At 60.7% G+C, this 23,146-nt stretch carries 24 protein-coding genes; 13 read left to right on the top strand and 11 right to left on the bottom strand.

Features of this window, described 5'->3' with window-relative positions:
• The first annotated feature begins 18 nt into the window (after positions 1-18).
• The 12 genes from pyrC to SKA53_RS02490 all read left to right on the top strand — a co-directional run bounded on the left by pyrC (position 19) and on the right by SKA53_RS02490 (position 12,184).
• Positions 19-1,071 (top strand): dihydroorotase, encoded by a 1,053-nt coding sequence (gene pyrC, locus SKA53_RS02545; protein ID WP_007204481.1) that lies wholly within the window; start codon positions 19-21, stop codon positions 1,069-1,071.
• A 56-nt stretch (positions 1,072-1,127) separates the two neighbouring features.
• A complete protein-coding gene (locus SKA53_RS02540) occupies positions 1,128-1,799 on the top strand; it encodes an orotate phosphoribosyltransferase (RefSeq protein ID WP_007204480.1) in 672 nt (223 codons plus the stop codon).
• A 198-nt stretch (positions 1,800-1,997) separates the two neighbouring features.
• Positions 1,998-3,491 carry a replicative DNA helicase gene (locus SKA53_RS02535; RefSeq protein ID WP_007204479.1) on the top strand — a complete coding sequence of 498 codons (1,494 nt, stop codon included), beginning with the start codon at positions 1,998-2,000 and terminating at the stop codon, positions 3,489-3,491.
• Positions 3,492-3,548: 57 nt separating this feature from the next.
• Positions 3,549-4,586 (top strand): alanine racemase, encoded by a 1,038-nt coding sequence (gene alr / locus SKA53_RS02530; RefSeq protein WP_007204478.1) that lies wholly within the window; start codon positions 3,549-3,551, stop codon positions 4,584-4,586.
• Positions 4,587-5,054 (top strand): paraquat-inducible protein A, encoded by a 468-nt coding sequence (locus tag SKA53_RS02525; protein ID WP_007204477.1) that lies wholly within the window; start codon positions 4,587-4,589, stop codon positions 5,052-5,054.
• 2 nt (positions 5,055-5,056) lie between these two features.
• Complete coding sequence (gene radA, locus SKA53_RS02520) at positions 5,057-6,421, top strand: DNA repair protein RadA (RefSeq protein ID WP_007204476.1); 1,365 nt, start codon at positions 5,057-5,059, stop codon at positions 6,419-6,421.
• A 27-nt stretch (positions 6,422-6,448) separates the two neighbouring features.
• Positions 6,449-7,051: a CvpA family protein gene (locus SKA53_RS02515; protein WP_007204475.1), complete on the top strand. Its 603-nt coding sequence runs from the start codon at positions 6,449-6,451 to the stop codon at positions 7,049-7,051.
• 161 nt (positions 7,052-7,212) lie between these two features.
• Positions 7,213-8,682: an amidophosphoribosyltransferase gene (gene purF, locus SKA53_RS02510; protein WP_007204474.1), complete on the top strand. Its 1,470-nt coding sequence runs from the start codon at positions 7,213-7,215 to the stop codon at positions 8,680-8,682.
• 52 nt (positions 8,683-8,734) lie between these two features.
• Positions 8,735-9,379 (top strand): SDR family NAD(P)-dependent oxidoreductase, encoded by a 645-nt coding sequence (locus tag SKA53_RS02505; protein WP_007204473.1) that lies wholly within the window; start codon positions 8,735-8,737, stop codon positions 9,377-9,379.
• A 116-nt stretch (positions 9,380-9,495) separates the two neighbouring features.
• Positions 9,496-10,281, top strand: a complete 786-nt coding sequence (surE, locus tag SKA53_RS02500; protein WP_007204472.1) for a 5'/3'-nucleotidase SurE — start codon at positions 9,496-9,498, stop codon at positions 10,279-10,281.
• Entirely contained in the window at positions 10,278-10,919 is a 642-nt protein-coding gene (locus tag SKA53_RS02495; protein ID WP_007204471.1) for a protein-L-isoaspartate(D-aspartate) O-methyltransferase, read from the top strand. Before surE ends, SKA53_RS02495 begins: the two co-directional genes overlap by 4 nt.
• Before the next feature lie 62 nt (positions 10,920-10,981).
• Positions 10,982-12,184, top strand: a complete 1,203-nt coding sequence (locus SKA53_RS02490) for a peptidoglycan DD-metalloendopeptidase family protein (RefSeq protein ID WP_007204470.1) — start codon at positions 10,982-10,984, stop codon at positions 12,182-12,184.
• A 22-nt stretch (positions 12,185-12,206) separates the two neighbouring features.
• Here the strand turns inward: SKA53_RS02490 and SKA53_RS02485 are convergent, their stop codons facing one another.
• From SKA53_RS02485 to SKA53_RS02470, 4 genes are read right to left on the bottom strand one after another with little or no spacing between them, the layout of a single operon-like run.
• Positions 12,207-13,049 (bottom strand): ATP-binding protein, encoded by an 843-nt coding sequence (locus tag SKA53_RS02485; RefSeq protein WP_040482760.1) that lies wholly within the window; start codon positions 13,047-13,049, stop codon positions 12,207-12,209.
• Complete coding sequence (gene tatC / locus SKA53_RS02480) at positions 13,046-13,912, bottom strand: twin-arginine translocase subunit TatC (protein WP_007204468.1); 867 nt, start codon at positions 13,910-13,912, stop codon at positions 13,046-13,048. Before tatC ends, SKA53_RS02485 begins: the two co-directional genes overlap by 4 nt.
• Positions 13,909-14,355: a Sec-independent protein translocase protein TatB gene (tatB, locus tag SKA53_RS02475; protein ID WP_040482759.1), complete on the bottom strand. Its 447-nt coding sequence runs from the start codon at positions 14,353-14,355 to the stop codon at positions 13,909-13,911. The genes tatC and tatB overlap by 4 nt, the downstream gene beginning before the upstream one ends.
• Positions 14,356-14,381: 26 nt before the next feature.
• Positions 14,382-14,600: a twin-arginine translocase TatA/TatE family subunit gene (locus SKA53_RS02470; protein ID WP_007204466.1), complete on the bottom strand. Its 219-nt coding sequence runs from the start codon at positions 14,598-14,600 to the stop codon at positions 14,382-14,384.
• 193 nt (positions 14,601-14,793) lie between these two features.
• Between SKA53_RS02470 and SKA53_RS02465 the strand changes: the two genes are divergently transcribed.
• Positions 14,794-15,492: a helix-turn-helix transcriptional regulator gene (locus tag SKA53_RS02465; protein ID WP_007204465.1), complete on the top strand. Its 699-nt coding sequence runs from the start codon at positions 14,794-14,796 to the stop codon at positions 15,490-15,492.
• Here SKA53_RS02465 and SKA53_RS02460 read toward each other — a convergent pair.
• The 7 genes from SKA53_RS02460 to SKA53_RS02430 all read right to left on the bottom strand — a co-directional run bounded on the left by SKA53_RS02460 (position 15,429) and on the right by SKA53_RS02430 (position 23,017).
• Positions 15,429-16,190 carry a hypothetical protein gene (locus SKA53_RS02460; RefSeq protein WP_007204464.1) on the bottom strand — a complete coding sequence of 254 codons (762 nt, stop codon included), beginning with the start codon at positions 16,188-16,190 and terminating at the stop codon, positions 15,429-15,431. The genes SKA53_RS02465 and SKA53_RS02460 overlap by 64 nt on opposite strands.
• Entirely contained in the window at positions 16,187-17,005 is an 819-nt protein-coding gene (locus SKA53_RS02455) for a sulfite exporter TauE/SafE family protein (RefSeq protein ID WP_007204463.1), read from the bottom strand. The genes SKA53_RS02460 and SKA53_RS02455 overlap by 4 nt, the downstream gene beginning before the upstream one ends.
• Before the next feature lie 61 nt (positions 17,006-17,066).
• Positions 17,067-18,053, bottom strand: a complete 987-nt coding sequence (gene dusA / locus SKA53_RS02450; RefSeq protein WP_081440108.1) for a tRNA dihydrouridine(20/20a) synthase DusA — start codon at positions 18,051-18,053, stop codon at positions 17,067-17,069.
• Positions 18,054-18,299: 246 nt separating this feature from the next.
• Positions 18,300-19,868 (bottom strand): cation:proton antiporter, encoded by a 1,569-nt coding sequence (locus tag SKA53_RS02445; protein WP_007204460.1) that lies wholly within the window; start codon positions 19,866-19,868, stop codon positions 18,300-18,302.
• Positions 19,869-20,042: 174 nt separating this feature from the next.
• A complete protein-coding gene (locus tag SKA53_RS02440) occupies positions 20,043-20,810 on the bottom strand; it encodes an ATP-binding cassette domain-containing protein (RefSeq protein ID WP_040482758.1) in 768 nt (255 codons plus the stop codon).
• The gene (locus SKA53_RS02435) at positions 20,810-21,898 is read right to left on the bottom strand and encodes an ABC transporter permease (RefSeq protein WP_007204458.1); all 1,089 of its coding nucleotides are present in this window, start codon (positions 21,896-21,898) and stop codon (positions 20,810-20,812) included. Before SKA53_RS02435 ends, SKA53_RS02440 begins: the two co-directional genes overlap by 1 nt.
• A gap of 99 nt (positions 21,899-21,997) precedes the next feature.
• Entirely contained in the window at positions 21,998-23,017 is a 1,020-nt protein-coding gene (locus SKA53_RS02430) for a sugar ABC transporter substrate-binding protein (protein ID WP_007204457.1), read from the bottom strand.
• Positions 23,018-23,146: the final 129 nt, after the last annotated feature.

Raw genomic sequence — 23,146 nt, 5'->3', positions numbered from 1 at the left:
TTGTGTAATTGCACTGCCATGCCCGATAAAAACCTGACCAGCCTGACGATCCGCCGCCCAGACGACTGGCATCTGCATCTGCGCGATGGTGCGATGCTGCGCGCGGTGTTGCCTGAAACCGCGCGCGATTTCGCCCGCGCCATCGTGATGCCCAATCTGGTGCCGCCTGTGGTGACGGGCGCGCAGGCAGCTGCCTATCGTGACCGGATCATGGCGGCGCTGCCCGAGGGTATGGATTTCACGCCGCTGATGACGCTTTACCTGACAGAGGCGACCGACCCCGCAGATGTGCGCGCAGCCCATGCCGCTGGGATCGCCACGGCGGTCAAGCTCTACCCTGCCGGGGCCACGACCAATTCGGCATCGGGTGTGCGTGACTTTGAAAAGGTTCGCCCGGTGCTAGAGGCCATGGCCGAGATCGGCATGCCGCTATGTGTGCATGGCGAGGTCACCAACCACGATATTGACATTTTCGACCGCGAGGCCGTTTTCATCGACAAGATCCTCAAGCCGCTGCGCAAGAAAGTGCCGGATCTCAAGGTCGTGATGGAACATGTGACCACGCAGGATGCTGTCGATTATGTGCGCGACAACCCGAAAAATCTGGCTGCCACGATCACCACGCATCACCTGATCATCAACCGCAACCATATTCTGGCTGGTGGGATCAAGCCGCATTTCTATTGCCTGCCGGTTGCCAAGCGGGAAACGCACCGGATTGCCTTGGTGCAGGCGGCGGTGTCGGGGGATAAACGGTTTTTCCTTGGGACTGATTCAGCACCCCATACCGATGATGCAAAGCTGCAAAGCTGCGGTTGCGCGGGAATATTCACCGCAACCAATACCATGTCCTGTCTGGCCGAAGTGTTCGATGTCGCGGGCGCGTTGCGCAAGCTTGAAGCCTTCACCTCGCTCAACGGGCCGATGTTTTACGGCCTGCCGCCGAATGAGGCGACGATCACCCTGACCAAGGGCGACCCTGTTCCCTATCCCGACAGGATCGAAACCGGCGACGGGCCGGTGACCCTGTTCAACCCCGGGTTCGATCTGCACTGGCGTGTGACGGGCTGACGCCCGGCGCTCCGCGCGGGGGATATTTATACTCGAACGATGAGAAAGCGACTGCCATGATCCCCTCCTGCTATCCTGACAAGGCTGAAATTGCACGGCTGAGCGCCTCTATGCTGCTGGAAATCGGCGCAATCGCCTTTAATGCGCGCGAGCCGTTCACCCATGCATCGGGCAAGAAAGCACCGACCTATGTGGATTGCCGCAAGCTGATTTCATTCCCGCGCATCCGGTCCACGTTGATGGATTTTTTGTCCGTCACGATCATGCGCGAGGCGGGTTTCGAAGCCTTTGACAATATCGCGGGTGGCGAGACGGCGGGGATTCCGTTTGCCGCACTCGTGGCCGAACGGCTGGCGCTGCCGATGACCTATGTGCGCAAGAAACCAAAGGGATATGGGCGCAACGCCCGTATCGAAGGCGTGATGACCGAAGGCCAGCGCGTGCTCTTGGTCGAGGATCTGACCACCGATGGCGGATCGAAACTGTCCTTTGTCGATGCGATCCGTGAAACGGGGGCCACCTGTTGCGCGACGGCGGTGATTTTCTATTACGGGATTTTCGACGGCGTCGAACAGACGCTGGCCGATCATGGCGTGCAATTGCTGCATCTGTGCACATGGTGGGACGTGCTGGCCGAGGCCAAGGCGCGTGGCGCCTATGACCCCGAAACGCTGGCGGCGGTCGAGGCCTATCTGCATGATCCGGCGGGTTGGCAGGCGTCTGCCTGAACTTATCCACAGGCGGGCGCGCAAGAATCGCGCGCGCCCGATATATGGTTTGCCAGCTTGCTGCGCCTGCCGCATCTGGTAGGCGGGTTGCAGTCATCGGCGTTATGCACCGCCTTATCCCGCCGGGTGTCCACAAAGTTATACAAGGTGAACTCTGTACCAAGGCCTGCTATGACATTGCGACATGCGAGGTAAGTGATGAACGAAATAGCGACCTTCAACGCGTCCGGCACGACAGATGCCAGCGTCGATCTGATGCCCCATTCCATCGAGGCTGAACAACAGCTTTTGGGGGCGATCCTGACCAATAACGATATTTTTGATAGGGTCGCGGCGATCATCGGGCCAAAACATTTCTATGACCCCGTTCATGCGCGTATTTTCGAAACCGCCGCCACGCGGATTTCCAAGAATGCGCTGGCCAGCCCTGTCACGCTCAAGACCTTTCTGGAAGATGACGAGGGGCTGAAGGAATTGGGCGGGCCGGCCTATCTGGCGCGTCTGGCGGGGGCTGCGATTTCGGCCTTTGCCGCACGCGATTATGCCCAGATGATCTATGATCTGGCGGTGCGCCGCGAATTGATTCAGGTGGGCCGCAATATTGCCGACAAGGCCGCCAAGGTCGATGTGGATAGCGAACCCAAAGACCAGATCGTCGAAGCGGAACAGGCGCTTTATGCGCTGGCCGAACAGGGCACCACCGATCAGGGGTTCCAATCATTCCTGCGCGCCGTCACCGATGCGGTGAATATGGCCAATGCGGCCTATCAGCGCGATGGTGGTATGGCGGGCGTCTCGACCGGGCTGATCGATCTGGACAAGAAGCTGGGCGGTTTGCACAAATCCGACCTTCTGATCCTTGCGGGGCGTCCGTCGATGGGCAAAACCTCGCTTGCGACCAATATCGCATTCAACATTGCCAAGGCTTACAAAAAAGGCATCCTGCCAGATGGTACCGAAGGGGCGGTCGATGGCGGTGTGGTCGGATTTTATTCGCTTGAGATGAGCGCCGAACAGCTCGCCGCGCGGATCCTGTCGGAAGCCGCCGAAGTGCCGTCTGAACAGATCCGCCGTGGTGACATGACCGAAACCGAATTCCGCCGTTTCGTCGATGCTGCCAAATCGCTCGAAGCTTGCCCCTTGTTCATTGACGACACGCCTGCCCTGCCCATCGCACAGCTGGCGGCGCGCGCGCGGCGCCTGAAACGCACCCACGGTCTGGATGTGCTGATGGTGGATTACCTGCAACTGGTACGCGGCACCGGCCGGTCGGAAAACCGCGTGAACGAGATTTCCGAAATCACGATGGGCCTGAAAGCTATCGCCAAGGAATTGAACATCCCCGTGATCGCCCTGTCGCAGCTGTCGCGTCAGGTCGAAAGCCGCGAGGACAAGCGCCCGCAATTGTCCGACCTGCGCGAATCCGGATCGATCGAGCAGGACGCCGATGTCGTGATGTTCGTGTTCCGCGAGGAATATTACAAGGAACGCGAAAAGCCCGGCGATCACGAGATGGAAAAGATGGCCGCCTGGCAAGAAGAGATGGAACGCCTGCATGGCAGGGCCGAGGTCGTGATCGGCAAACAGCGCCACGGCCCCATCGGCACGGTGGAGCTGAGCTTTGAAGGCAAGTTCACCCGCTTTGGCAATCTTGTCAAACCCTGGCAGCAAGGCGGCGATCAGCAGTTCTAGGGGCTGCACCTTCATCCGCCCTTGCCGCCCCCGCCTGCCCCTGCCAAAAGGACGCTTATGAGCACCGGACGCCTGACCATCGACCTTGACGCCGTCGTCGCCAATTGGCGCGCGCTGGACGCAATGACAAATTGCAAAACCGCCGCCGTGATCAAGGCGGATGGTTACGGGCTGGGGTCGGTTAATATCGCCAAGGCGCTGTTCAAGGCAGGCGTGCGCCAGTTTTTCGTCGCCGTCGCCGAAGAGGCCGCACCCATTCGTGCCGAACTGGGGCCGCGCCCTGAAATCAACGTCTTTTCAGGCCATATGAAAGGCGACACCGCTGCGATCCGCGATCTGAACCTGACGCCGATGCTCAATTCCGTGGAACAGGTGACGCATCATTTCGAAACCCTGCCCGGCCATCCGTTTGGCATCCAGCTTGATACCGGTATGAACCGGCTGGGCTTGGAAATGCAGGAATGGGCGGCGATTGCGGGGCTGGCGCTGGACCAGAACCCGACTTTGGTGATGAGCCATCTGGCCTGTGCCGATGAACCTGACCATCCGATGAACCCGCATCAGCTGGCCAATTTCCACATGATGACGGACGGGATCAGCGTACCACGCTCGCTGTCCGCGACGGGTGGTATCCTGCTGGGGCCGGATTATCATTTTGATCTGACCCGTCCGGGGATTGGGCTTTATGGGGCGGACCCGTTCAGCGATGGCACGCCGGTGATCGAACTGGAATTCCCCGTGGTCCAGATCCGCGATGTCGCACAGGGCGAGGTTGTGGGCTATGGCAACAGCTGGCAGGCAGAACGCGCGTCGCGCATCGCCACGATATCGGGCGGCTATGCCGATGGCATCATCCGGTCGCTGTCGGACCGCGCGATTTTCTATCACGGCAAGACGCCCTGCAAACTGGTGGGCCGCGTGTCGATGGACCTAATGACAATCGATGTGACCGACCTGTCCGAAGACCCCAAGGCGCTGTCGCTGATCTGCGCGGAACAAACCGTCGATGATGTCGCACGCCGCGCAGGCACCATCGGCTATGAATTGCTGACGCAGCTGGGCGGGCGCTATACCCGCCGGATCTATGGCAAGTGAATGCGCCAAGCGCTGGTCATTGCCAACCTGTCGCTGCTGATCCTGTTTCCTGTCGCCTGGTTCGCGCCGCTGATGCGCGCAGGCTTGTTGCCCTTGTTCAGCCTGTCTGAAATCTCGGTCATCACGGGGCTGCAATCGCTTTGGGGCAGCGATGTGGTGCTGGCGCTGGTGGTCACCGCGCTGGCTGTGTTTTTGCCCTATCTCAAAACGATCCTTCTGGCCTTGGTACATTTTGGCCTGCTGGCGGACCGCAGCCTGCCTATGCTGGGCTGGCTGGGCAAGCTGGCGATGGCCGATGTGTTCTTGATCGCGCTTTATATCGTGGTGTTCAAAAGCATGGGATGGGGGCGGGTGGAAACCGCCTGGGGGCTGTATCTGTTCACCGCCTGTGTGCTGGCGTCGATCCTGATCTCGGGGCTGACGGCGCGGGATCGCTTGCATGCAAGCCCTGATCAGGCCAAAAGCTGAGCATGGCAAAAGACCTTTCCTTTACTTGTTCTGAATGCGGTGCCGCCTATTCCAAATGGTCGGGGCAATGCGATGCCTGTCAATCATGGAACACAATCAGCGAAAACAAGGCTTTAGCCAGCGGACCCAAAGGCAAATCTTTGGGTGCCTTACGCGGCAAGCCGATCCCGCTGATTGATCTGGACACGCACGAACCCGAACCGCCGCGCACACAGGCCGGTGTGGCCGAGCTTGACCGCGTGCTGGGCGGCGGGCTTGTCAAGGCATCGGCCCTGCTGGTGGGCGGCGATCCGGGGATCGGCAAATCAACGCTGCTGTTGCAGGCGGCCGCCCGGTTCGCGCGCAACGGGCTGAAGGTGATCTATATCTCGGGCGAGGAATCGACGGCACAGGTGCAGATGCGCGCGCGCCGTCTGGGGCTGGAAAAAAGCCCTGTCAGGTTGGCCGCCGAAACCAATCTGCGCGACATCCTGACCACGCTGGAGGCGGAAAAGCCCGATCTGGCGATTATCGATTCCATCCAGACCATGTGGGCCGATCATGTCGACAGCGCGCCAGGCAGCGTTAGTCAGGTCCGCGCATCGGCGCATGAGCTGACGACATTTGCCAAACGCAACGGCATGTCGGTCGTCATGGTCGGCCATGTCACCAAGGACGGCAGCATCGCGGGCCCGCGCGTCGTGGAACATATGGTCGATACCGTGCTTTATTTCGAAGGCGAACGTGGCCACCAGTTTCGGATCCTGCGCGCGGTGAAAAACCGCTTTGGCCCCGCCGATGAAATCGGCGTGTTCGAGATGACCGGCAAGGGGCTGGCCGAGGTCAAGAACCCGTCGGCGCTGTTTTTGTCCGAACGCGGCGCGCCTGCCCCAGGGTCGGTCGTCTTCGCGGGCATCGAAGGCACGCGCCCGATGCTGTGCGAGATACAGGCGCTTGTCGCACCCTCACCGCATAGCCAGCCGCGCCGGTCGGTCGTCGGTTGGGATGGCGGGCGGTTGGCAATGATCCTTGCAGTACTGGAATCGCGCTGTGGCGTGCCGTTCACCGGATTGGATGTTTACCTGAATGTCGCCGGGGGATTACGGATTTCAGAACCGGCCGCAGACCTTGCAGTTGCCGCGGCCCTTGTATCCGCGCGCGAGGATGCGGCGGTGCCGTCGGATGCAGTGATTTTCGGGGAAATCAGCCTGTCAGGTGCGCTGCGCCCAGTGGTGCAAACCGAAAATAGATTGAAAGAGGCCGAGAAACTTGGTTTTACCTCTGCGATCACCCCGCAGCAGGCCAAGCAGGTCGCGGTCAAGGGGATAAATCTGCGCCAAGCCCATGATTTGGCCGCATTTGTAGAAGACGTATTCGGCGCGCGGTAATGCGCCCATGGTAGGAGAAGACGAAGCATGGACGGTTTCACACTCGTCGACGCAGGCGTGGCAATCATTATATTGCTTTCGGGAGTGCTTGCCTACAGCCGTGGTCTTGTGCGCGAAACCATGGCGATTTTGGGCTGGATCGGTGCGGCTGTCATCGCCTTTACCTTTGCGCCACAGGTCGAACCGCTGGTGCGGCAGATCCCGATTGTCGGCGATTTCATCGGTGACAGCTGCGAACTTGCGATCATCGCGGCTTTTGCGGCGGTCTTTGCACTGGCGTTGGTGATCGTGTCGATCTTTACGCCGCTGTTTTCCAGCGTTGTGCAGCGATCCGCAATTGGCGGGATCGATCAGGGGCTTGGGTTCTTCTTTGGCGTGTTGCGCGGCATCTTGTTGGTCGCAGTCGCATTCTTTGTTTATGACACGATCTTTGCGACCCAACAGATCGCCGCGATTGACAACAGCCGGTCAGCCGATGTCTTTGCCCAGCTGACCGCGCGGATCGAGGCGCAAAACCCCGAACAGGCGCTTGGCTGGATCACCCAGCAATATCAGGACCTGGTCGGCAATTGTGGCGCACCCGCAACCGAAATCACGCCGATCACGGCGCCTGCCCCCGTCACCGAATAAGCGCAAGATAGGGGTCAACGACCAAAGCCATCGCAACTTTGCGGTGGCTTTTTTGATTCAAGGCACGCTTTGATACAGATCTTCATGATCGTTTCGTGACACCCGCGCCGCCAGCGACTAAGTAGAGGCAACTTGCCCTCCCACGGATTCGGAGCAGCCCATTGTCTTGCAAAGACCTTCCCACCCATCCCTTTGATGACGACAAGCTGCGCGAGGAATGCGGCGTCTTCGGTGTTGTCGGCATCACTGATGCGTCGAACTTTGTGGCCCTTGGGCTGCATGCGCTGCAACATCGCGGCCAAGAGGCGGGTGGCATCGTCACGCATGACCCCGCGACAGGGTTCAACCAGGCCCGCCGCATGGGGCTGGTGCGCGATAATTTCACCAACCAGAAAGTCATGGAAACCCTGCCCGGCACCATCGGGATCGGGCATGTGCGCTATTCCACCGCCGGATCGAAAGGCCAGACCGCTATCCGCGATGTTCAGCCGTTCTTTGGCGAATTTTCCATGGGCGGTGCCGCCATTGCGCATAATGGCAATCTCACCAATGCGCGCGCGCTGCGTAAGGAATTGATCGAACGCGGGTCGATCTTCCAAAGCTCGTCGGACAGCGAATGTATCATCCATTTGATGGCCCGGTCCATGGGCCGCAATATCCCCGACCGGATGGAAGAAGCCCTGCGCAAGGTCGAAGGCGCGTTTTCCATCGTCGCCATGACCCGCACAAAGCTGATCGGTTGCCGTGATCCTTTGGGTGTGCGCCCGCTGGTGCTGGGGCAATTGGGCGACGGTTGGGTATTGTCGTCGGAAACCTGCGCGCTTGATATCATCGGGGCCGAATTCATCCGCGACATCGCACCGGGCGAAATGGTCGTGATCAGCGACAAAGGCGTGCAAAGCCATTTCCCGTTCCGCCGCGCGAAATCGCGGTTTTGCATTTTTGAACATGTCTATTTTAGCCGGCCTGATTCGATCCTCGGGGACCGGTCGGTCTACGAAACCCGCGAAAACATCGGCCGCGAACTGGCAAAAGAAGCCCCGGTTGACGCCGATCTGGTCTGCCCGGTGCCCGATAGCGGCACGCCTGCGGCGATTGGTTACAGCCTGCAATCGGGTATTCCCTATGCGATGGGGATCATCCGCAACCAATATATGGGCCGGACGTTCATCGAACCCTCCGAGCAGATCCGCAACATGGGTGTGCGGCTGAAACTGAACGTCAACCGCGCGCTGGTGCGCGGCAAGCGGATCATTCTGGTCGATGACAGCGTGGTGCGCGGCACCACCAGCCAAAAGATCAAGGACATGATCCTTGATGCGGGTGCCGCCGAGGTGCATTTCCGCATCGCCAGCCCGCCCACGGCATGGCCCTGTTTTTACGGGGTGGACACGCCGCAGCGCGACAAATTGCTGGCCGCGACCATGACCGAAGAAGAAATGCGCGTGCATATCGGGGTGGATAGTCTGAAATTCATCTCGCTTGACGGGTTGTACCGCGCTGTGGGCCAGCCAAACGGGCGCGATCCGGCATCGCCTGCCTATTGTGACGCATGTTTTTCCGGCGAATACCCCGTTGCGCCGTCCGACATGATCGAAGACGGGTTCCAGACCAAGACGGCAGCGCAATAGCGCGGCACTGATCCCTCTTGACGCGGGGCTGCGTTCGTTGGACAGACGCGCCATGACACAGATTGTATTGATCACCGGCGCATCGCGCGGTTTGGGCGCGGCTCTTGCCCGCCAATTGGCGCCGACCCATCACATCATCGCCGTGGCGAAAACCGTGGGCGCGCTGGAAGAACTCGACGATGCGGTGCAGGCCGCTGGCGGGGCGGCAACGCTGGCGCCGATGGATATCACCGTTGATGCCGCCATGCAGCAGCTGTGCCGGGGGATATTCGACCGCTGGGGCAAGCTTGATATGTGGCTGCACACCGCCGTTCATGCCGCCCCATTGGCCCCTGCGGGGCATATCGGCCCCAAGGACCTGACCAAATCCATGACGTTCAATGTCGAGGCCACCGCCCGACTGATCGCCTATGTCAGCCCCTTGCTGGGCCAGACCGGCAAGGCCGTGTTCTTTGACGATCCGCGCGGCGGGCAGCAGTTTTTTGGCGCTTATGGCGCAACCAAGGCCGCACAGATCGCCCTGGCGCGCAGCTGGCAGGCGGAAACGGTCAAGACCGGGCCGCGCGTGCAGATCCTCACCCCCGCGCCGATGCCGACCGCTACCCGTGCGCGGTTCTATCCCGGCGAGGATCGCAGCACCCTGACCGAGCCGACCGCAGAGGCCGCACGGCTTTTGCCCCAGATACTGGCTGACTGACCCGGCCTCTGGGTCCTTTGCGCCACAAAGGCGGACGTGGGAGGCAGGCACGCCTTGCGCGGCTTGCCGCCGCAGGGCTGCTGGCCTAGGTATTTGCCAACAGCAAAGGGCAGCGCATGCGTATTTTGATCACCAATGACGATGGCATCAACGCCCCCGGCCTACAGGTGCTGACCCGCATCGCACAGGATATCGCAGGACCAACCGGCGAAGTCTGGACCGTCGCCCCCGCGTTCGAGCAATCGGGCGTCGGCCATTGCATCAGCTATACCCATCCTACGATGATCGCCGAACTGGCCCCCCGCCGCTTTGCCGCCGAAGGATCGCCGGCCGATTGCGTGATCGCGGGGCTTTACGACGTCATGCACGACGCGCGGCCCGATCTGGTGCTGTCAGGGGTGAACCGGGGCAATAATGCTGCGGAAAACACGCTATATTCCGGCACGATCGGCGGTGCGATGGAAGCCGCGTTGCAAGGCATTCCCGCCATCGCGCTGTCGCAATACTTCGGCCCTGACAACCGCGATCTGGCTGATCCGTTCGATGCAGCGATACAGCATGGCGCGGATGTCGTGCGCCGGTTGATGGCGCGCGATCTGTGGGATGAGGCCGATTACCGGCTGTTCTATAACGTGAATTTCCCGCCTGTTGCCGGTGCGGATGTCAAAGGCATGCGCGCCGCCGCCCAAGGGTTCCGGCGCGGCACGCATTTTTCCGCCGAGGCGCAAACCTCGCCCAGTGGGCGGCGTTTTCTTTGGGTGCGCGGCGGCACGCAGGATGTGCCAACAGACCCCGGCACCGATGCCGCCGTCAATCTGGATGGCTATATTTCCGTCACCCCGATGCGCGCGGACCTGACTGACCGCGCCATGCTACCCCTGCTGCAAGAGGCGCTGGCGTGAGCTTTGACGCGGATACCAAGATGCAGTTCCTTTATGCGCTGCGCAGCAAGGGTGTCACCGATACCCGCGTGCTGACCGCGATGGAACAGGTGGACCGCGCCGCATTCGTGCGGGGCATTTTCGCGGATCGCGCCTATGAAGACATGCCCCTGCCCATCGCCTGCGGCCAGACCATATCGCAGCCCTCCGTCGTAGGGTTGATGACGCAGGCTTTGCAGGTCAATCCGCGCGACAAGGTGCTGGAGATCGGGACAGGGTCCGGCTATCAGGCCGCAATCCTGAGCAAGCTTGCGCGCAGGGTGTATACGATCGACCGCTATCGCAGCTTGGCCGAAAAGGCGCGCCAGATCTTTGCTGATCAACAGATCGCCAATATCATCACCTTTACCGCCGATGGCAGCCATGGCCTGCCTGATCAGGCGCCGTTTGACAGGATTCTGCTCACTGCCGCCGCTGAAGACCCGCCGGGGCCTTTGCTGGCGCAATTGCGCGTGGGCGGGATCATGGTGCTGCCTGTCGGACAATCAGACGCCGTGCAAAGCCTGATCCGCGTGACCCGGCTTGACACTGGCTATGAATATGACGAATTGCGCGCTGTCCGGTTTGTGCCCTTGCTAGAAGGGCTCGGACAAGAGTAAACTGCCACAAAATAAGGTATCGTCCAGGCAACAAGGGACGACCCAGCACAAGGAGCGGTAGAATGGCCCAAGGGCAAAGCACCATCAGAACCCTATTGCTGACCAGCGTTGCATTGGCTGCTCTTGCGGCCTGCGAAGGATTTGATCCTGATATGCGCGATCTGGGCAACGGGTTCAGCACCGCAAGTGCCGTTCAGGATCTGCCCAAGCGCCCCCGCCCGGATGACCGCGGCGTGATTTCTTATCCCACCTATCAGGTTGTGGTGGCCCAGCAGGACGATACGATCCGTGGCATTGCGATCCGGCTGGGTCTGGATGCCAACACGCTGGCGCAATATAACGGAATCGAGCCTGATACGATCCTGCGCCGTGACGAGATCGTGGCCTTGCCGAGCCGCTTGCCGGACGGCGCCATCGCCCCAGATGCGCCCGTAGCGCAGCAACCCTTTGATGTGGCCGCGGTGGCGACATCGGCGCTGGACCGTGCGGACGCTGAAGGCGGTCAAATCACCGCAACCGCACTGCCCCCTGCTGACCAGGCAGCACCGCCCGCCGCTGTCGCGCCCGCCACAGCCGCCATCGGTGCAGAACCGATCCGCCATCAGGTCGTGCGCGGGGAAACCGCTTTCTCGATCTCGCGGCTTTACAATGTGCCGGTCACTGCGATTGCAGAGTGGAACGGGCTGAATTCGGAATTCACCATCCGCGAAGGCCAGTACCTGCTGATCCCGCAAGGCGGTGCCACCCCACAGCGTGCGCCAGCCGCTGTTGTGACGGCGCCGGGCGCAGGCAGCGAAACCCCCGTACCACCGAGTGCAGCCCGACCGTTGCCGGCAGCGACAGCCCCTGTCGCCGCACCGCAGACACCCGACACCGGCACGCCCGCCCCTGCACCTGCACCTGCGGCCGCCAGCGCCAGCCGGCTGGCTGCGCCCGTACAAGGCAGCATCATCCGCGCCTATGCGCCCGGCACCAATGAAGGCGTCGATTTTGGCGTCCCTGCAGGCACCGATGTGCGCGCCGCCGACGCGGGCAGTGTGGCTGCCGTCACAACAGATACATCGGGCGGGTCCATCGTGGTGATACGGCATGCCGATGGTTTGCTGACGGTCTATACGCAGATGGACAATCTGACCGTGCAGAAGGATGCGAGCATCAGCCGCGGACAGGTCATCGGCAAGGTGCGCGCTGGCAACCCCAGCTTTTTGCATTTCGAGGTGCGGCGCGGGCTGCAAAGCGTCGATCCGATGGATTTCCTGCCCTAGGTAAGGTGGATCAAGATCCACCTTACGGCAAACGCACGCCCTGCCGTCCTGCCAGATCAGTAAAATATTGCCAGGCCACGCGGCCTGACCGGCTGCCGCGTGTGGCCTGCCATTCGATCGCCTCGGCGCGCAATGTCACATCGTCGATGGTCACGCCGAAAGCATCGCAATAGCCCCGGATCATCGCCAGATAATCGTCCTGATCGCAGGGATGAAACCCCAGCCAAAGCCCGAAACGATCCGACAGAGATACTTTTTCCTCGACCGCCTCGGAGGGTGAAATCGCGCTGGAGCGTTCGTTTTCAATCATGTCGCGCGGCATCAGGTGGCGCCGGTTCGAGGTCGCATAAAGCACCACATTGTCTGGCCGCCCTTCGATCCCGCCATCCAGCACCGCCTTGAGCGATTTGTAATGCGCATCGTCATGGCCAAAAGACAGGTCATCGCAAAACAGGATGAACCGCGCATCCGAGCTGCGCAGCAGGTTCAGACAGCGAGTGATGCTGGGCAGATCCTCGCGCTGAACCTCGACCAGCTTCAGCGCGGGATGTTCCGCTTGAACAGCGCCGTGGATCGCCTTGACAAGGCTTGATTTTCCCATGCCCCGCGCACCCCAAAGCAGCGCGTTATTCGCAGGCATCCCCGCCGCAAAGCGCTGGGTATTGGCCAACAGCGTATCACGCGACCGGTTGACGCCCACCAGCAAGGACACATCGATCCGATTGATCCGGCCGACGGGTTCCAGACGGTCAGGCTGCGTATGCCAGACAAAGGCCGAGGCGGCCGCAAAATCGGGCGCTTTCTGCGGGGCAGGATGCATCCGCTCCAATGCGCGTGCGATGCGTTTCAAAGTGTCTTTACTCATGACTTTGGCTCATCATCCATCGCGCCATCGCCATGCAGGTCATCATCCCACAGACCTTCGGCGCGCAGTTTCGCCTCGCGCTTGCGCTCTACCCGCGCGACCAGCTGGATCGACACTTCGTAAAGGCCGTAGACCACGACAAACAGGATCACCTGCGAAATCACATCCGGTGGCGTGGCAAGGGCGGCAACGATCAAGATGCCGACGACAGCATATTTGCGCGTGCCGCGCAGGCCGCGGGCCGATACCAGCCCCGCCTTGCCCATCAGCGTCAGCAGCACGGGCAGCTGGAAACACAGGCCGAATGCCACGATGAATTTGATTGTCAGGCTCAAATAAGCCTTGGCCGACCCCTGAAACAGGATACCCGCCGCCTGTGTGCTGCCATCAGTGCCCGACATCACGGTGCCGGGTTGCTGAAACCCAAGGAAAAACCCAAAGGCCAGCGGCGTGATGACGTAATAGGCAAAGGCCGCCCCCAGAAAGAACATGAAAGGCGAGGCGACCAGAAACGGAAAAAACGCCCCCTGTTCGCTTTTGTAAAGGCCGGGTGCCACAAAGCGCCACAATTGGTAGGAAATGATCGGAAAACCGATAATCAGCCCGCCCAAAAGCGAGATTGAAATCGCGACAAAGAAACCTTCTTCCAGGGCGATGAATTGCAGATCGCAGGATTGGTCACGCGCGGCCAGCGCATCGCAGAGCGGCAGCGTCAGAAAGTTGAACAGCGGGTTCCAGACCGTAAAGCTGATGATCATGCCAACGATAAACGCCAGCACCGACCGGATCAGCCGGGTGCGTAATTCAGCCAGATGTTCGATCAGCGGGGCAGAGCTGTCTTCGATCTCGTCAGACTTGCTCATGCCTTGTCCTTTGGTGTGTCTGCCACAGCTGCCGGGGCTTCGGGCTTTGGCGCCGGGGTCTTTGCTGGAGCCGTCTTGACCGCCGCGCGCGCGGCATTTTCCTGCGTGGTCTTGGCCAGCTCATCGGCTTTGGCCTTGGCCGCCTTGCGCTGCGCGGCCAGTTCCTGCGTCGCTGGACCCTTGGTAAAGCTGGTCGCGTCCTTCAGCGCATCAACGCCGAATTTCTTGGGGTCAGACGCCGCGCGGATCGTCTTGCTGACGTCCTTGATGCCAGATTCATCTGCCGCCGCTTCCATCGCGCGGGAAAATTCACGCGCCATGCCACGGGCCTTGCCAGTAAACTGGCCCAAGGCCCGGAACATGCCCGGTAGATCCTTTGGCCCGATCACAATCAAGGCCACGATGCCGATCAGCACCATTTCGCTCATGCCGAGACCAAACATGGCTGGCTATCCCTTCGGGGTGTTGTTCAGACTTTGTCTTTGGCTTTTTGGTCTTCGGGGGTCACATCGCGTGGTTCGGCAAGGTTATCGTCAAGTTCTTTCTTGCTGTCATCGACGCCACGCTTGAATGCGGTGATGCCTTTGCCAACTTCGCCCATCAGGCTGGAAATCTTGCCGCGCCCGAACAGGACCAGCACGACAACCGCGATCAGGATAAGGCCGGGAAGGCCGATATTATTGAGCATGTCTCTCTCCTCTGGCGGGATGCGCCCTTGTCACAGATGATGGTTTCTATGCCTATCCAAGAGCCAAGGAAAGAGATCATTCCAAAAAAATGATGCCCTAAGCACCCTATTTTCTATGATCTATTTCCACTTTGTGCCAAATAACTGTCAGTTGCCAGAATACTGGCACAACGATCGCGCTGAAAGGACATCCATGCGCCGCGCCGATAGATTGATGCAGCTGGTCCAGATCCTGCGCGATGGCAGCCTGCACCGCGCCCAAGACCTTGCGGCGGCGGTGGGCGTGTCCTTGCGCAGTATTTACCGGGACATGGAAACGCTGGCCGCCTCTGGCGTGCCAATTTCGGGAGAACGCGGGATCGGTTATCGCGTGACCGCCGCGATCACCCTGCCCCCGCTGAACCTGACCCTGACCGAGGTCGAGGCGCTGCATCTGGGCCTGTCCGCCGTGGGGGCGGCCGACGATCCCGATCTTGCGCAGGCCGCGCGCCAGCTGCTGGCAAAGCTGGACGCCGTGATGCCCGAAAATCCCGCTAGCGCGCCTGCGCATGGGTTTGCGATCTATCCTTTTGCGGATGCCGCGCGCGGGTTCCAGCATCTGCCCCGCCTGCGCCAAGCCGTGCGCACGCGCCAGAAACTCGCACTGACCTTGCAGGGCGAAGACCGGACGGTGCGGCCGTTGCAGCTGGAATACTGGGGGCGGCTGTGGACCTGCGTGGTCTGGTGCGAAAAACGGCGCGATTTCGATGTGATCCGTGTCGATCAGATCACCGCCCTGCGGGTGCTGCCCAGCCTGTTCGTGGCCGAGGCAGGCAAATCGCTGAATGATTACAAGGCGCGCCGGAAAGACGGCGACAGCCAGTCCGCAACAGCCCCCAGCGGGCGAAAATAGGCGAGCTTGCGGCATTGATCGGTGATTGATGCATCCCAAGGTGCCACCCCGTGCAACAGGTGCCGGTCAAGCATGACAACCTGCCCGGGCAGCGCTGTCACCGCCACTTGCGGACAGCTGGCAAACACGCGGCGCCGCGCGTCTTGATAGGCGGCGGCAACATCAATGTCGCCCCAATGCGTCGGCGGCACCCCGTCAAAACAGGCGGCAAAGGTCGCGCGCATGACGGTGTGGCTGCCCGGCCAGACGACCAAGGGGCTGGCCATACTGGGGTTCAGCGGCAGCCCAAGAATGAAGGTATGCGCTTCGCGCAGATGCCGGCGTTGCGGCGTGCCTTCGGCGTGCAATCCGTCAACATGCGCAGCACAGCGGTTGACGCGAAAGGCATGGGCGGCGTCGGTATCGCCTGCGTCCTGCGCGGGATAGCCCGGAAAGACCACCGACAGCTGCGCGCGGTGCCAATGGTCCGGCACAGGCACCAGATCGCGCCACGCGCCCGCCAGCGGCACACCGTCCACCGACCCGTCGGGGCCATTGTCCAGCGCATCGACACCGACGCACCATGTCCCGCCATGGCGCAGCGGCGGGCCGCGTTGCAGCATCTGGTCGCAGGCCGCATTGGCCGCAACAGCCCAGCGCGCCACCGCCGGATCATGCGGCAGAACGGCAAAACCGTCATCGTGCAGCGTTTGTATCACCAGCCGACAGCCTTGCGCAGCATGTTCAGCGCCACAAGGATCAGGAACGCCCCAAAGACCCGTTTCAGGCGGATTGGATCGGTCCGGTGCGCAAGGGCCGCCCCCCAGGGCGCCGTGATCAACGTCATTGCGATGACCAGCACGAAAGCCACAAGGTTGACCGCGCCGATGGTAAAAGGCGGGGCAACCGCGATGTCGATGAGCATAAACGCTGCGACAGAGGGTGTGGCGATGATCACGCCGAACCCTGCCGCTGTCGCCACCGCGCGGTGGATCGGCACATTGAACAGGGTCATGATCGGCACACCAAAAGATCCGCCCCCGATCCCCATCAGCACCGACAGAAAACCGATCACCGGTGACAGCACCGCGCGCAGAATGCCGCCGGGCATCACCGGACCTAGCCGCCAATGGCTTTTGCCAAAGGTGATGTAGATCGCCACGGTCGCGGCCAGTGTCGCAAAGACCACCTGCAACGTCCCCGATCGCAAAGACGCGGCGACCATGACGCCGATCACCGCGCCAATGGCAATACCGGGAGCCCAGCTTTTCAGGATTGCCCAATCAACGGCACCCTTGCGATGATGCGCCAGCAAAGACCGCACCGATGTGACGATGATCGTGGCCAGCGATGTCGCAAGGCATATCTGCATCAGCTGCGGGCTATCGAAACCCAGAACCGAGAAGACATAGAAAAAGGCAGGCACAAGCACGATCCCGCCACCGACGCCCAAAAGCCCGGCCAGAACCCCGGCAAAGGCCCCGACCACCAGCAAGAACAGGGCCATCTGGACCAATAACATCGTTTCGGGCATTGCGCGTTCTCCGCCTGCTTTGGCGCTATCGCTACACCTGAGGTCTGGAAATGACCAGAGCTCAGGCCGCCGCTTGCGTCACATGGGCAAGGGCGGCCAACACGGTCTGCGGCCCCGCTCCGTCCTGATGCGCATGTTCGGACAGATGCCGCCGCCACGCCTTGGCCCCCGGCCGGCCTTGGAACATGCCCAGCATATGGCGCGTGATCTGCCCCAGCCGCCCGCCGTTTTGCAGATGCTCCGCGATATAGGGCAGCATCAGATGCACGACATCCTCGGCACTGCGGCCCGAAGGGTCGGCGTAGATGCGGGCATCGGCATCCAGCAGGATATCGCAGGGCGTATGATAGGCCGCGCGCCCGATCATCACCCCGTCCAACCCGCGATCCAGAAAGTCCTGCGCCTGATCCAGGGACGTGATCCCGCCATTGACCGACAGGTGCAGATGCGGAAATAGCGCCTTCATCGCGATCACAAGATCATGGTCAAGGGGTGGAATATCGCGGTTTTCCTTGGGGCTGAGACCCTGCAACCACGCCTTGCGCGCGTGGATGGAAAACCGGTCCACCCCCGCCGCCGACACCCGCGCGATGAAATCGGGCAGCACGTCGGACGGGGTCTGGTCATCAACCCCGATCCGGCATTTGACGGTCACCGGAATATCAACCGCCGCGATCATTGCCGCGACACATTCGGCGACAAGGGCGGCATTTTCCATCAACACCGCACCGAAGAATCCCGATTGCACGCGGTCCGACGGGCAGCCGCAATTGAGGTTGACCTCGTCATAGCCCATGTCGGCTGCGATCCGCGCCGCCTGCGCCAGCAGCGCAGGATCGGACCCGCCCAATTGCAAAGCCACCGGATGTTCCGCCGGACCATAGCCGATCAGACGGTCGCGGTCGCCATGGATCACGGCGGGGGCTGTGACCATTTCGGAATACACCAGCACATGCCGCGACATCAGCCGGTGCAGGTAACGGCAATGCCGGTCGGTCCAATCCATCATCGGGGCAATGGATAATCTGGCGTGTCGAGAGATTTGCATTTTTCTGTATCTTCAAATTGTCGGCGGTTGCTGCGGGGCGATGAGCCAAGATCGCCGCCCGTTTCTGACGGGCATTCGTATCAGACGCCATCTGCGCGGTGTGGCGATGCCCATCTGTTCCATGACCAAGGCAAGTCTGACAAGGCCGGTTTGGGTTGTTTTCACAGCGATGTTGTCACCATGACGCGCAACTTTTTTCGGCTTCTCGTTCATCAGCATCAGATTGTCACAACTTCCGCGCCAAAATCACGCGCCGTCATCGCCCGGCACAGCAAGTGCGATCGCGCGTGCGGCATGATCGGCAAGCCCCATCCCGGCCTGATTCATCGTCAGATAAGTATGGGTCGCGCCCGCGGATGTCAGGCGGTCGATATGGTCTTCAAACAGCGCATGCGACACGATCGCCCCCTCGAACCCGTTACGGCGCAGCGCGCGGGCTGAACATTCCTTTGCCTCGACATTGTCCATGGCAAGGATCACCACCTTCAGCAGGGATATATCAAGGCCGCGCCAGAAACCGGCATCTTCGACATCTGCAAACCAGACGTTCCGGCCAGCCGCGCGATGTGCCGTGGTCTTGTAGGTGTCAGCATCAATCGCCACGATCCGGTCGCAAACCGGGCTAAGATGATCATAGGCCGCTGTTCCGATGCGCCCCATACCAAGGATCAAGATGCGCGCATTGCCAAGATCGGTGGGTAATTCATCAACATGAACCCGCGACAGTTCGAACCGCTGCAGGCGGTCTTCGTAGCGGTCGAAAAACCTTTGTGAAAGCCTGTTCAATGGCGCGGATACCACAAATGACAGGCTGACCGCGACAGCCAGCGGCACCAGCCATTCCGTCAGCACACCTGCCGCGACGATCAATCCAAATTCGCTATAGGCGGTCAGGCTGGCGGCGGCCATGAAAGACGTGCGGGCGCGCATGCGAAACAGAATGAACAGGAAAAAGAACAGCACCCCCTTGAGCGGCAGAACAAGTGCAAAGACCCCGGCAAAAACGAGATCATCCAGATCCGGCAGACCCGACATCCCGATCTGCAGGAAGAACCCGACAAGAAAAACCTCTTTCAACGCCCAAAGCGCGTCGGACAATTCTTTTGCGCGACGATGCGTCGATAACAAAAGACCCATGACCAGCGCACCGATTTCAGCGCTCAGGCCCAGACTTTCGAACCCCATCCCCCCCACGACCAGCGCCAACAGCATCCCCATCAGGACCAAAAGCTCGTCATGGCCGGTGAAATCCAGCAACCGGTGCAGGGCAGGTCGCAGCAGCGGAATTGCAAAGACGCCCAGCGCCCAAACGGTGGGCGTCTGCCCGCTCCATATCCCCAGAACCACCAGCGCAATAACGTCCTGAACAATCAAAATGCCAATGGCGGTACGGCCATAAAATGAACCAAGATCACGTTTTGCATCCAGGATCTTTGCAGAGAACACCGTCGATGAAAACGATAGCGCGATGGCCAGCAGCAACGCGGTATTCCAATCAAGCTGCAAGAACACGGCAAGCCCCAAGGTAAAGACACTTGCCGTCACTGCAAAATGCACAAGCGACCCCGCCAGCACTTGCGGCTGGAACACCTGTTCGACGCGCAATTTCAGGCCGACCGCAAACAAGAGCAAAAGCACGCCCAAATGCGCGACATATTTCAGTATCTCGCCGGTCTCCTCCGGCACACCAAGGCTTGGCCCTACTGCATTTATCGCAAAACCCGCGGCAAGAAAGCCAACGAGCGGTGGCAAGCCGACTTGCCGTACCGCTAGCCCAAAAAAGAATGCAAAAGAGATACAGATGACTTCGAACATTGAGCCGCTCTCACATCATTGGCGCATAAAAACATGTACCGGCTTTGACGGGTTGGCTCAATTGCGGATCTGCGCGTGGTGCCACGCGCCCCGGTTGTCAACGACGTCGCGTTAAGCCCGCCATATCCGCCTTGGATGATGATCTTGTGCCATGCGGTGATGCGCCGGCGCGCGTCAGGCGGCCGTTTCAGGCTCGCGCGCACCGGTCATGAAGGCCACGGCATCCGACATCGTGTAATCACCCGGATTGATCACGCACAGCCGCTTGCCCAGACGGTGGATATGGATGCGGTCCGCCACCTCGAAGACATGCGGCATGTTGTGGCTGATCAGAATGATCGGGATCCCCCGCGCGCGCACGTCAAGGATCAGTTCCAGCACTTTGCGCGATTCCTTGACGCCCAGTGCGGCGGTGGGTTCGTCCAGGATAATGACCTTGGACCCAAAGGCCGCAGCACGCGCCACGGCGACGCCCTGACGCTGGCCACCCGACAGCGTTTCCACCGCCTGATTGATATTCTGGATCGTCATCAACCCCAGTTCGGTCAGCTTTTCGCGGGCGAGCCTTTCCATCCGCGGCCGGTCAAGCTGGCGGAACACCTTGCCCATGATCCCCGGTTTGCGCAATTCGCGCCCCATGAACATGTTGTCTGCGATCGACAAGGCAGGTGACATCGCCAGCGTCTGATAGACCGTCTCGATCCCTTCGCGGCGCGCATCGTTGGGCGAGGTGAACCTGACCTTGCGGCCTTCCAACATGACATCACCTTCATCGGGGATGATGGCGCCAGACATTGCCTTGATCAACGATGACTTGCCGGCGCCATTGTCGCCGATCACGGCCAGAATCTCGCCCGGGTAAAGATCGAAATCGCAATGGTCCAGCGCGGTCACACGGCCGTATCGTTTGACCAACCCGCGCCCTTGAAGAATCGGTTCCATCAGCCTGATACCTTTCTGATCCATTGGTCCACAGCGACCGCCGCAATGATCAGCACCCCGATCAGCAGGAAGGTCCATTGCGCATCCGCGCCCGCCAGCCGCAGGCCCAGCGTGAACACCCCCACGATCAGCGCGCCAAAGAACGTGCCAAGGATCGACCCGCGCCCGCCAAACAGGCTGATGCCGCCGATCACCACCGCGGTGATGCTTTCGATATTCAGCAATTGCCCTGATGTCGGGCTGACGCTGCCGATCCGCCCGATCAAGGCCCAGCCCGCGATGGCGCAGACAAAGCCGGTCAGCGCATAGACCGAAATAATCGTCGCGCGCACATTCACGCCTGACAGCTGTGCCGCGTCAGGGTCATCGCCCACGGCATAGATATGCCGCCCCCAGGCGGTGTGCCGCAGCATATAGGCAAGGATGACGAAAATCAGCACCATGGCGATCACGCCATAGGTAAAGGTGGCACCGCCCTGCCCCGCATCGTTTGCGCCGACCTTGAAGGTCGTGCCAAGAAACTGCAGCAGCGACGCCTGGCTTTCGATATCTTGCGCACGGATGGTTTCGTTGCGCGAATACAGGAAATTGGCGGCCAGCACGATCTGCCACATGCCCAATGTCACGATAAAGGGCGGCAGCTTCATCACCGCGACCAGCCAGCCATTCAGCGTGCCGATAGCGGTGCCAAAGGCCAGCCCGCACAAAACGGCCACCTCGACCGGCAAACCGTAGCGGAAGGTGAATTGCCCCATGATGACGCTGGACAGAACGGCGATGGCCCCAACGCTCAGGTCGATGCCTGCGGTCAGGATCACAAGGCTTTGTGCGGCAGCGACGATGCCCACAATCTGCACCTGCTGCAAGATCAGCGTCAGCGCAAAAGGCGAAAAGAATTTGGTGCCCAAAAGCAGCCCAAAGGTCAGGATCGACATCGCCAGCACGAACAGCGGCACCAGCGCGGGTTGCAGGTGCAGCATGTGCTGGATCTGTGCCAGCCCGCCTTTGCGCGCGGGTGCAAAGGCTGCGACAGTCCCAGGAGCGCCGGTTTTCACCACGGCTTCGAAATCATCTTTCTGACTGGACATGGCGCGCCTCCCCTGCGGTCTTGGTCCCCGCAGTCTAGCGCGGGGGTGGAAAAAGGGGCGGAATTTCTCCGCCCCATTATCATCGGGTGTCTTAAAGGCTTAGCCCCAGCACAGGTTCTGACCTTCGGCGACGTTGATGCTGTCAACACCATCGGCGGGGATATCGGTGACAAGGGCGACGCCAGTGTCAAAGAAATCCTTGCCGGGGGTGTTTTCAGGCATCGTGCCATCGGCGGCAAAGGCGGCAATCGCCTCGATCCCAAGGGCGGCCATCCGCAGCGGATATTGCTGCGATGTGGCACCGATCACGCCGTCGGCGACGTTCTGCACACCGGGACAGCCACCATCGACCGACACGATCAGCACATCGTTTTCACGGCCGATCGAGCGCAGAGCTTCATAGGCACCGGCGGCGGCGGGTTCGTTGATCGTATAGACCACGTTGATCATCGGATCGATGGCCAGCAGGTTTTCCATCGCGCGGCGACCGCCTTCTTCGTTGCCTGCGGTCACGTCATTGCCGACGATACGCGCATCGGTTTCATCACCGATCCGGTTCGCGTCGCCCAGATCAATGCCGAAGCCTTGCAAAAAGCCCTGGTTGCGCAGCACGTCCACCGATGGCTGGCTGACGGCCAGATCCAGCATCGCAATGCGTGCATCGCCAGCCGCGTCACCCAGCGAGGCAGCAGCCCATTGGCCGATCAGTTCACCCGCCAGAAAGTTGTCGGTGGCAAAGGTGGCGTTTGCAGCGTCGATCGGTTCCAGCGGTGTATCAAGCGCGATCACCAGCAGACCGGCATCGCGGGCCTGCGTGACGGCACCGACGATGGACGATGTGTCCGACGCGGTGATCAGGATACCGGATGCGCCATCAGCGATGCAGGTTTCAATGGCGGCAACCTGCGTTTCATGGTCACCATCAACGCGGCCGGCATAGGACCGCAGCGTGATGCCGGCTTGGGCGGCAGCGGCTTCGGCACCTTCGCGCATCTTGACAAAGAACGGGTTGGTATCGGTCTTGGTGATCAAACAGGCCGAGACGCCCTGCGCCTGGACCGATGTGGCAGCGACACTGGTGATGGCCACAAGTGCCGTCGAGATAAGCAGTTTTTTCATGATTTCCTCCCAGAAATTTAGGGCCGTTTGCCTGCCTGCGGCGCAGACCGAACCATCGGCGAATGACCGCAAAAGAGGCGATTCGTGTCAGGTTGTCAATTTATTAATTAACTTTATTAATTTATGAAA

The organism is Yoonia vestfoldensis SKA53, assembly GCF_000152785.1.
In the GTDB taxonomy this organism is placed as follows: Bacteria; Pseudomonadota; Alphaproteobacteria; order Rhodobacterales; family Rhodobacteraceae; genus Yoonia; species Yoonia vestfoldensis_A.
Note: the sequence above shows the minus strand (reverse complement) of the source record. Positions and strands in the feature narration are given on the sequence as shown.

Excerpts from the sequence above, each read along its gene's own strand:
- pyrC (WP_007204481.1), top strand. The coding sequence starts at position 19 with ATGCCCGATAAAAACCTGACCAGCCTGACGATCCGCCGCCCAGACGAC.
- SKA53_RS02540 (WP_007204480.1), top strand. The coding sequence starts at position 1,128 with ATGATCCCCTCCTGCTATCCTGACAAGGCTGAAATTGCACGGCTGAGC.
- SKA53_RS02535 (WP_007204479.1), top strand. The coding sequence starts at position 1,998 with ATGAACGAAATAGCGACCTTCAACGCGTCCGGCACGACAGATGCCAGC.
- alr (WP_007204478.1), top strand. The coding sequence starts at position 3,549 with ATGAGCACCGGACGCCTGACCATCGACCTTGACGCCGTCGTCGCCAAT.
- SKA53_RS02525 (WP_007204477.1), top strand. The coding sequence starts at position 4,587 with ATGCGCCAAGCGCTGGTCATTGCCAACCTGTCGCTGCTGATCCTGTTT.
- radA (WP_007204476.1), top strand. The coding sequence starts at position 5,057 with ATGGCAAAAGACCTTTCCTTTACTTGTTCTGAATGCGGTGCCGCCTAT.
- SKA53_RS02515 (WP_007204475.1), top strand. The coding sequence starts at position 6,449 with ATGGACGGTTTCACACTCGTCGACGCAGGCGTGGCAATCATTATATTG.
- SKA53_RS02505 (WP_007204473.1), top strand. The coding sequence starts at position 8,735 with ATGACACAGATTGTATTGATCACCGGCGCATCGCGCGGTTTGGGCGCG.
- surE (WP_007204472.1), top strand. The coding sequence starts at position 9,496 with ATGCGTATTTTGATCACCAATGACGATGGCATCAACGCCCCCGGCCTA.
- SKA53_RS02490 (WP_007204470.1), top strand. The coding sequence starts at position 10,982 with ATGGCCCAAGGGCAAAGCACCATCAGAACCCTATTGCTGACCAGCGTT.
- SKA53_RS02485 (WP_040482760.1), bottom strand. The coding sequence starts at position 13,049 with ATGAGTAAAGACACTTTGAAACGCATCGCACGCGCATTGGAGCGGATG.
- tatC (WP_007204468.1), bottom strand. The coding sequence starts at position 13,912 with ATGAGCAAGTCTGACGAGATCGAAGACAGCTCTGCCCCGCTGATCGAA.
- tatB (WP_040482759.1), bottom strand. The coding sequence starts at position 14,355 with ATGTTTGGTCTCGGCATGAGCGAAATGGTGCTGATCGGCATCGTGGCC.
- SKA53_RS02470 (WP_007204466.1), bottom strand. The coding sequence starts at position 14,600 with ATGCTCAATAATATCGGCCTTCCCGGCCTTATCCTGATCGCGGTTGTC.
- SKA53_RS02465 (WP_007204465.1), top strand. The coding sequence starts at position 14,794 with ATGCGCCGCGCCGATAGATTGATGCAGCTGGTCCAGATCCTGCGCGAT.
- SKA53_RS02455 (WP_007204463.1), bottom strand. The coding sequence starts at position 17,005 with ATGCCCGAAACGATGTTATTGGTCCAGATGGCCCTGTTCTTGCTGGTG.
- dusA (WP_081440108.1), bottom strand. The coding sequence starts at position 18,053 with ATGCAAATCTCTCGACACGCCAGATTATCCATTGCCCCGATGATGGAT.
- SKA53_RS02445 (WP_007204460.1), bottom strand. The coding sequence starts at position 19,868 with ATGTTCGAAGTCATCTGTATCTCTTTTGCATTCTTTTTTGGGCTAGCG.
- SKA53_RS02440 (WP_040482758.1), bottom strand. The coding sequence starts at position 20,810 with ATGGAACCGATTCTTCAAGGGCGCGGGTTGGTCAAACGATACGGCCGT.
- SKA53_RS02435 (WP_007204458.1), bottom strand. The coding sequence starts at position 21,898 with ATGTCCAGTCAGAAAGATGATTTCGAAGCCGTGGTGAAAACCGGCGCT.
- SKA53_RS02430 (WP_007204457.1), bottom strand. The coding sequence starts at position 23,017 with ATGAAAAAACTGCTTATCTCGACGGCACTTGTGGCCATCACCAGTGTC.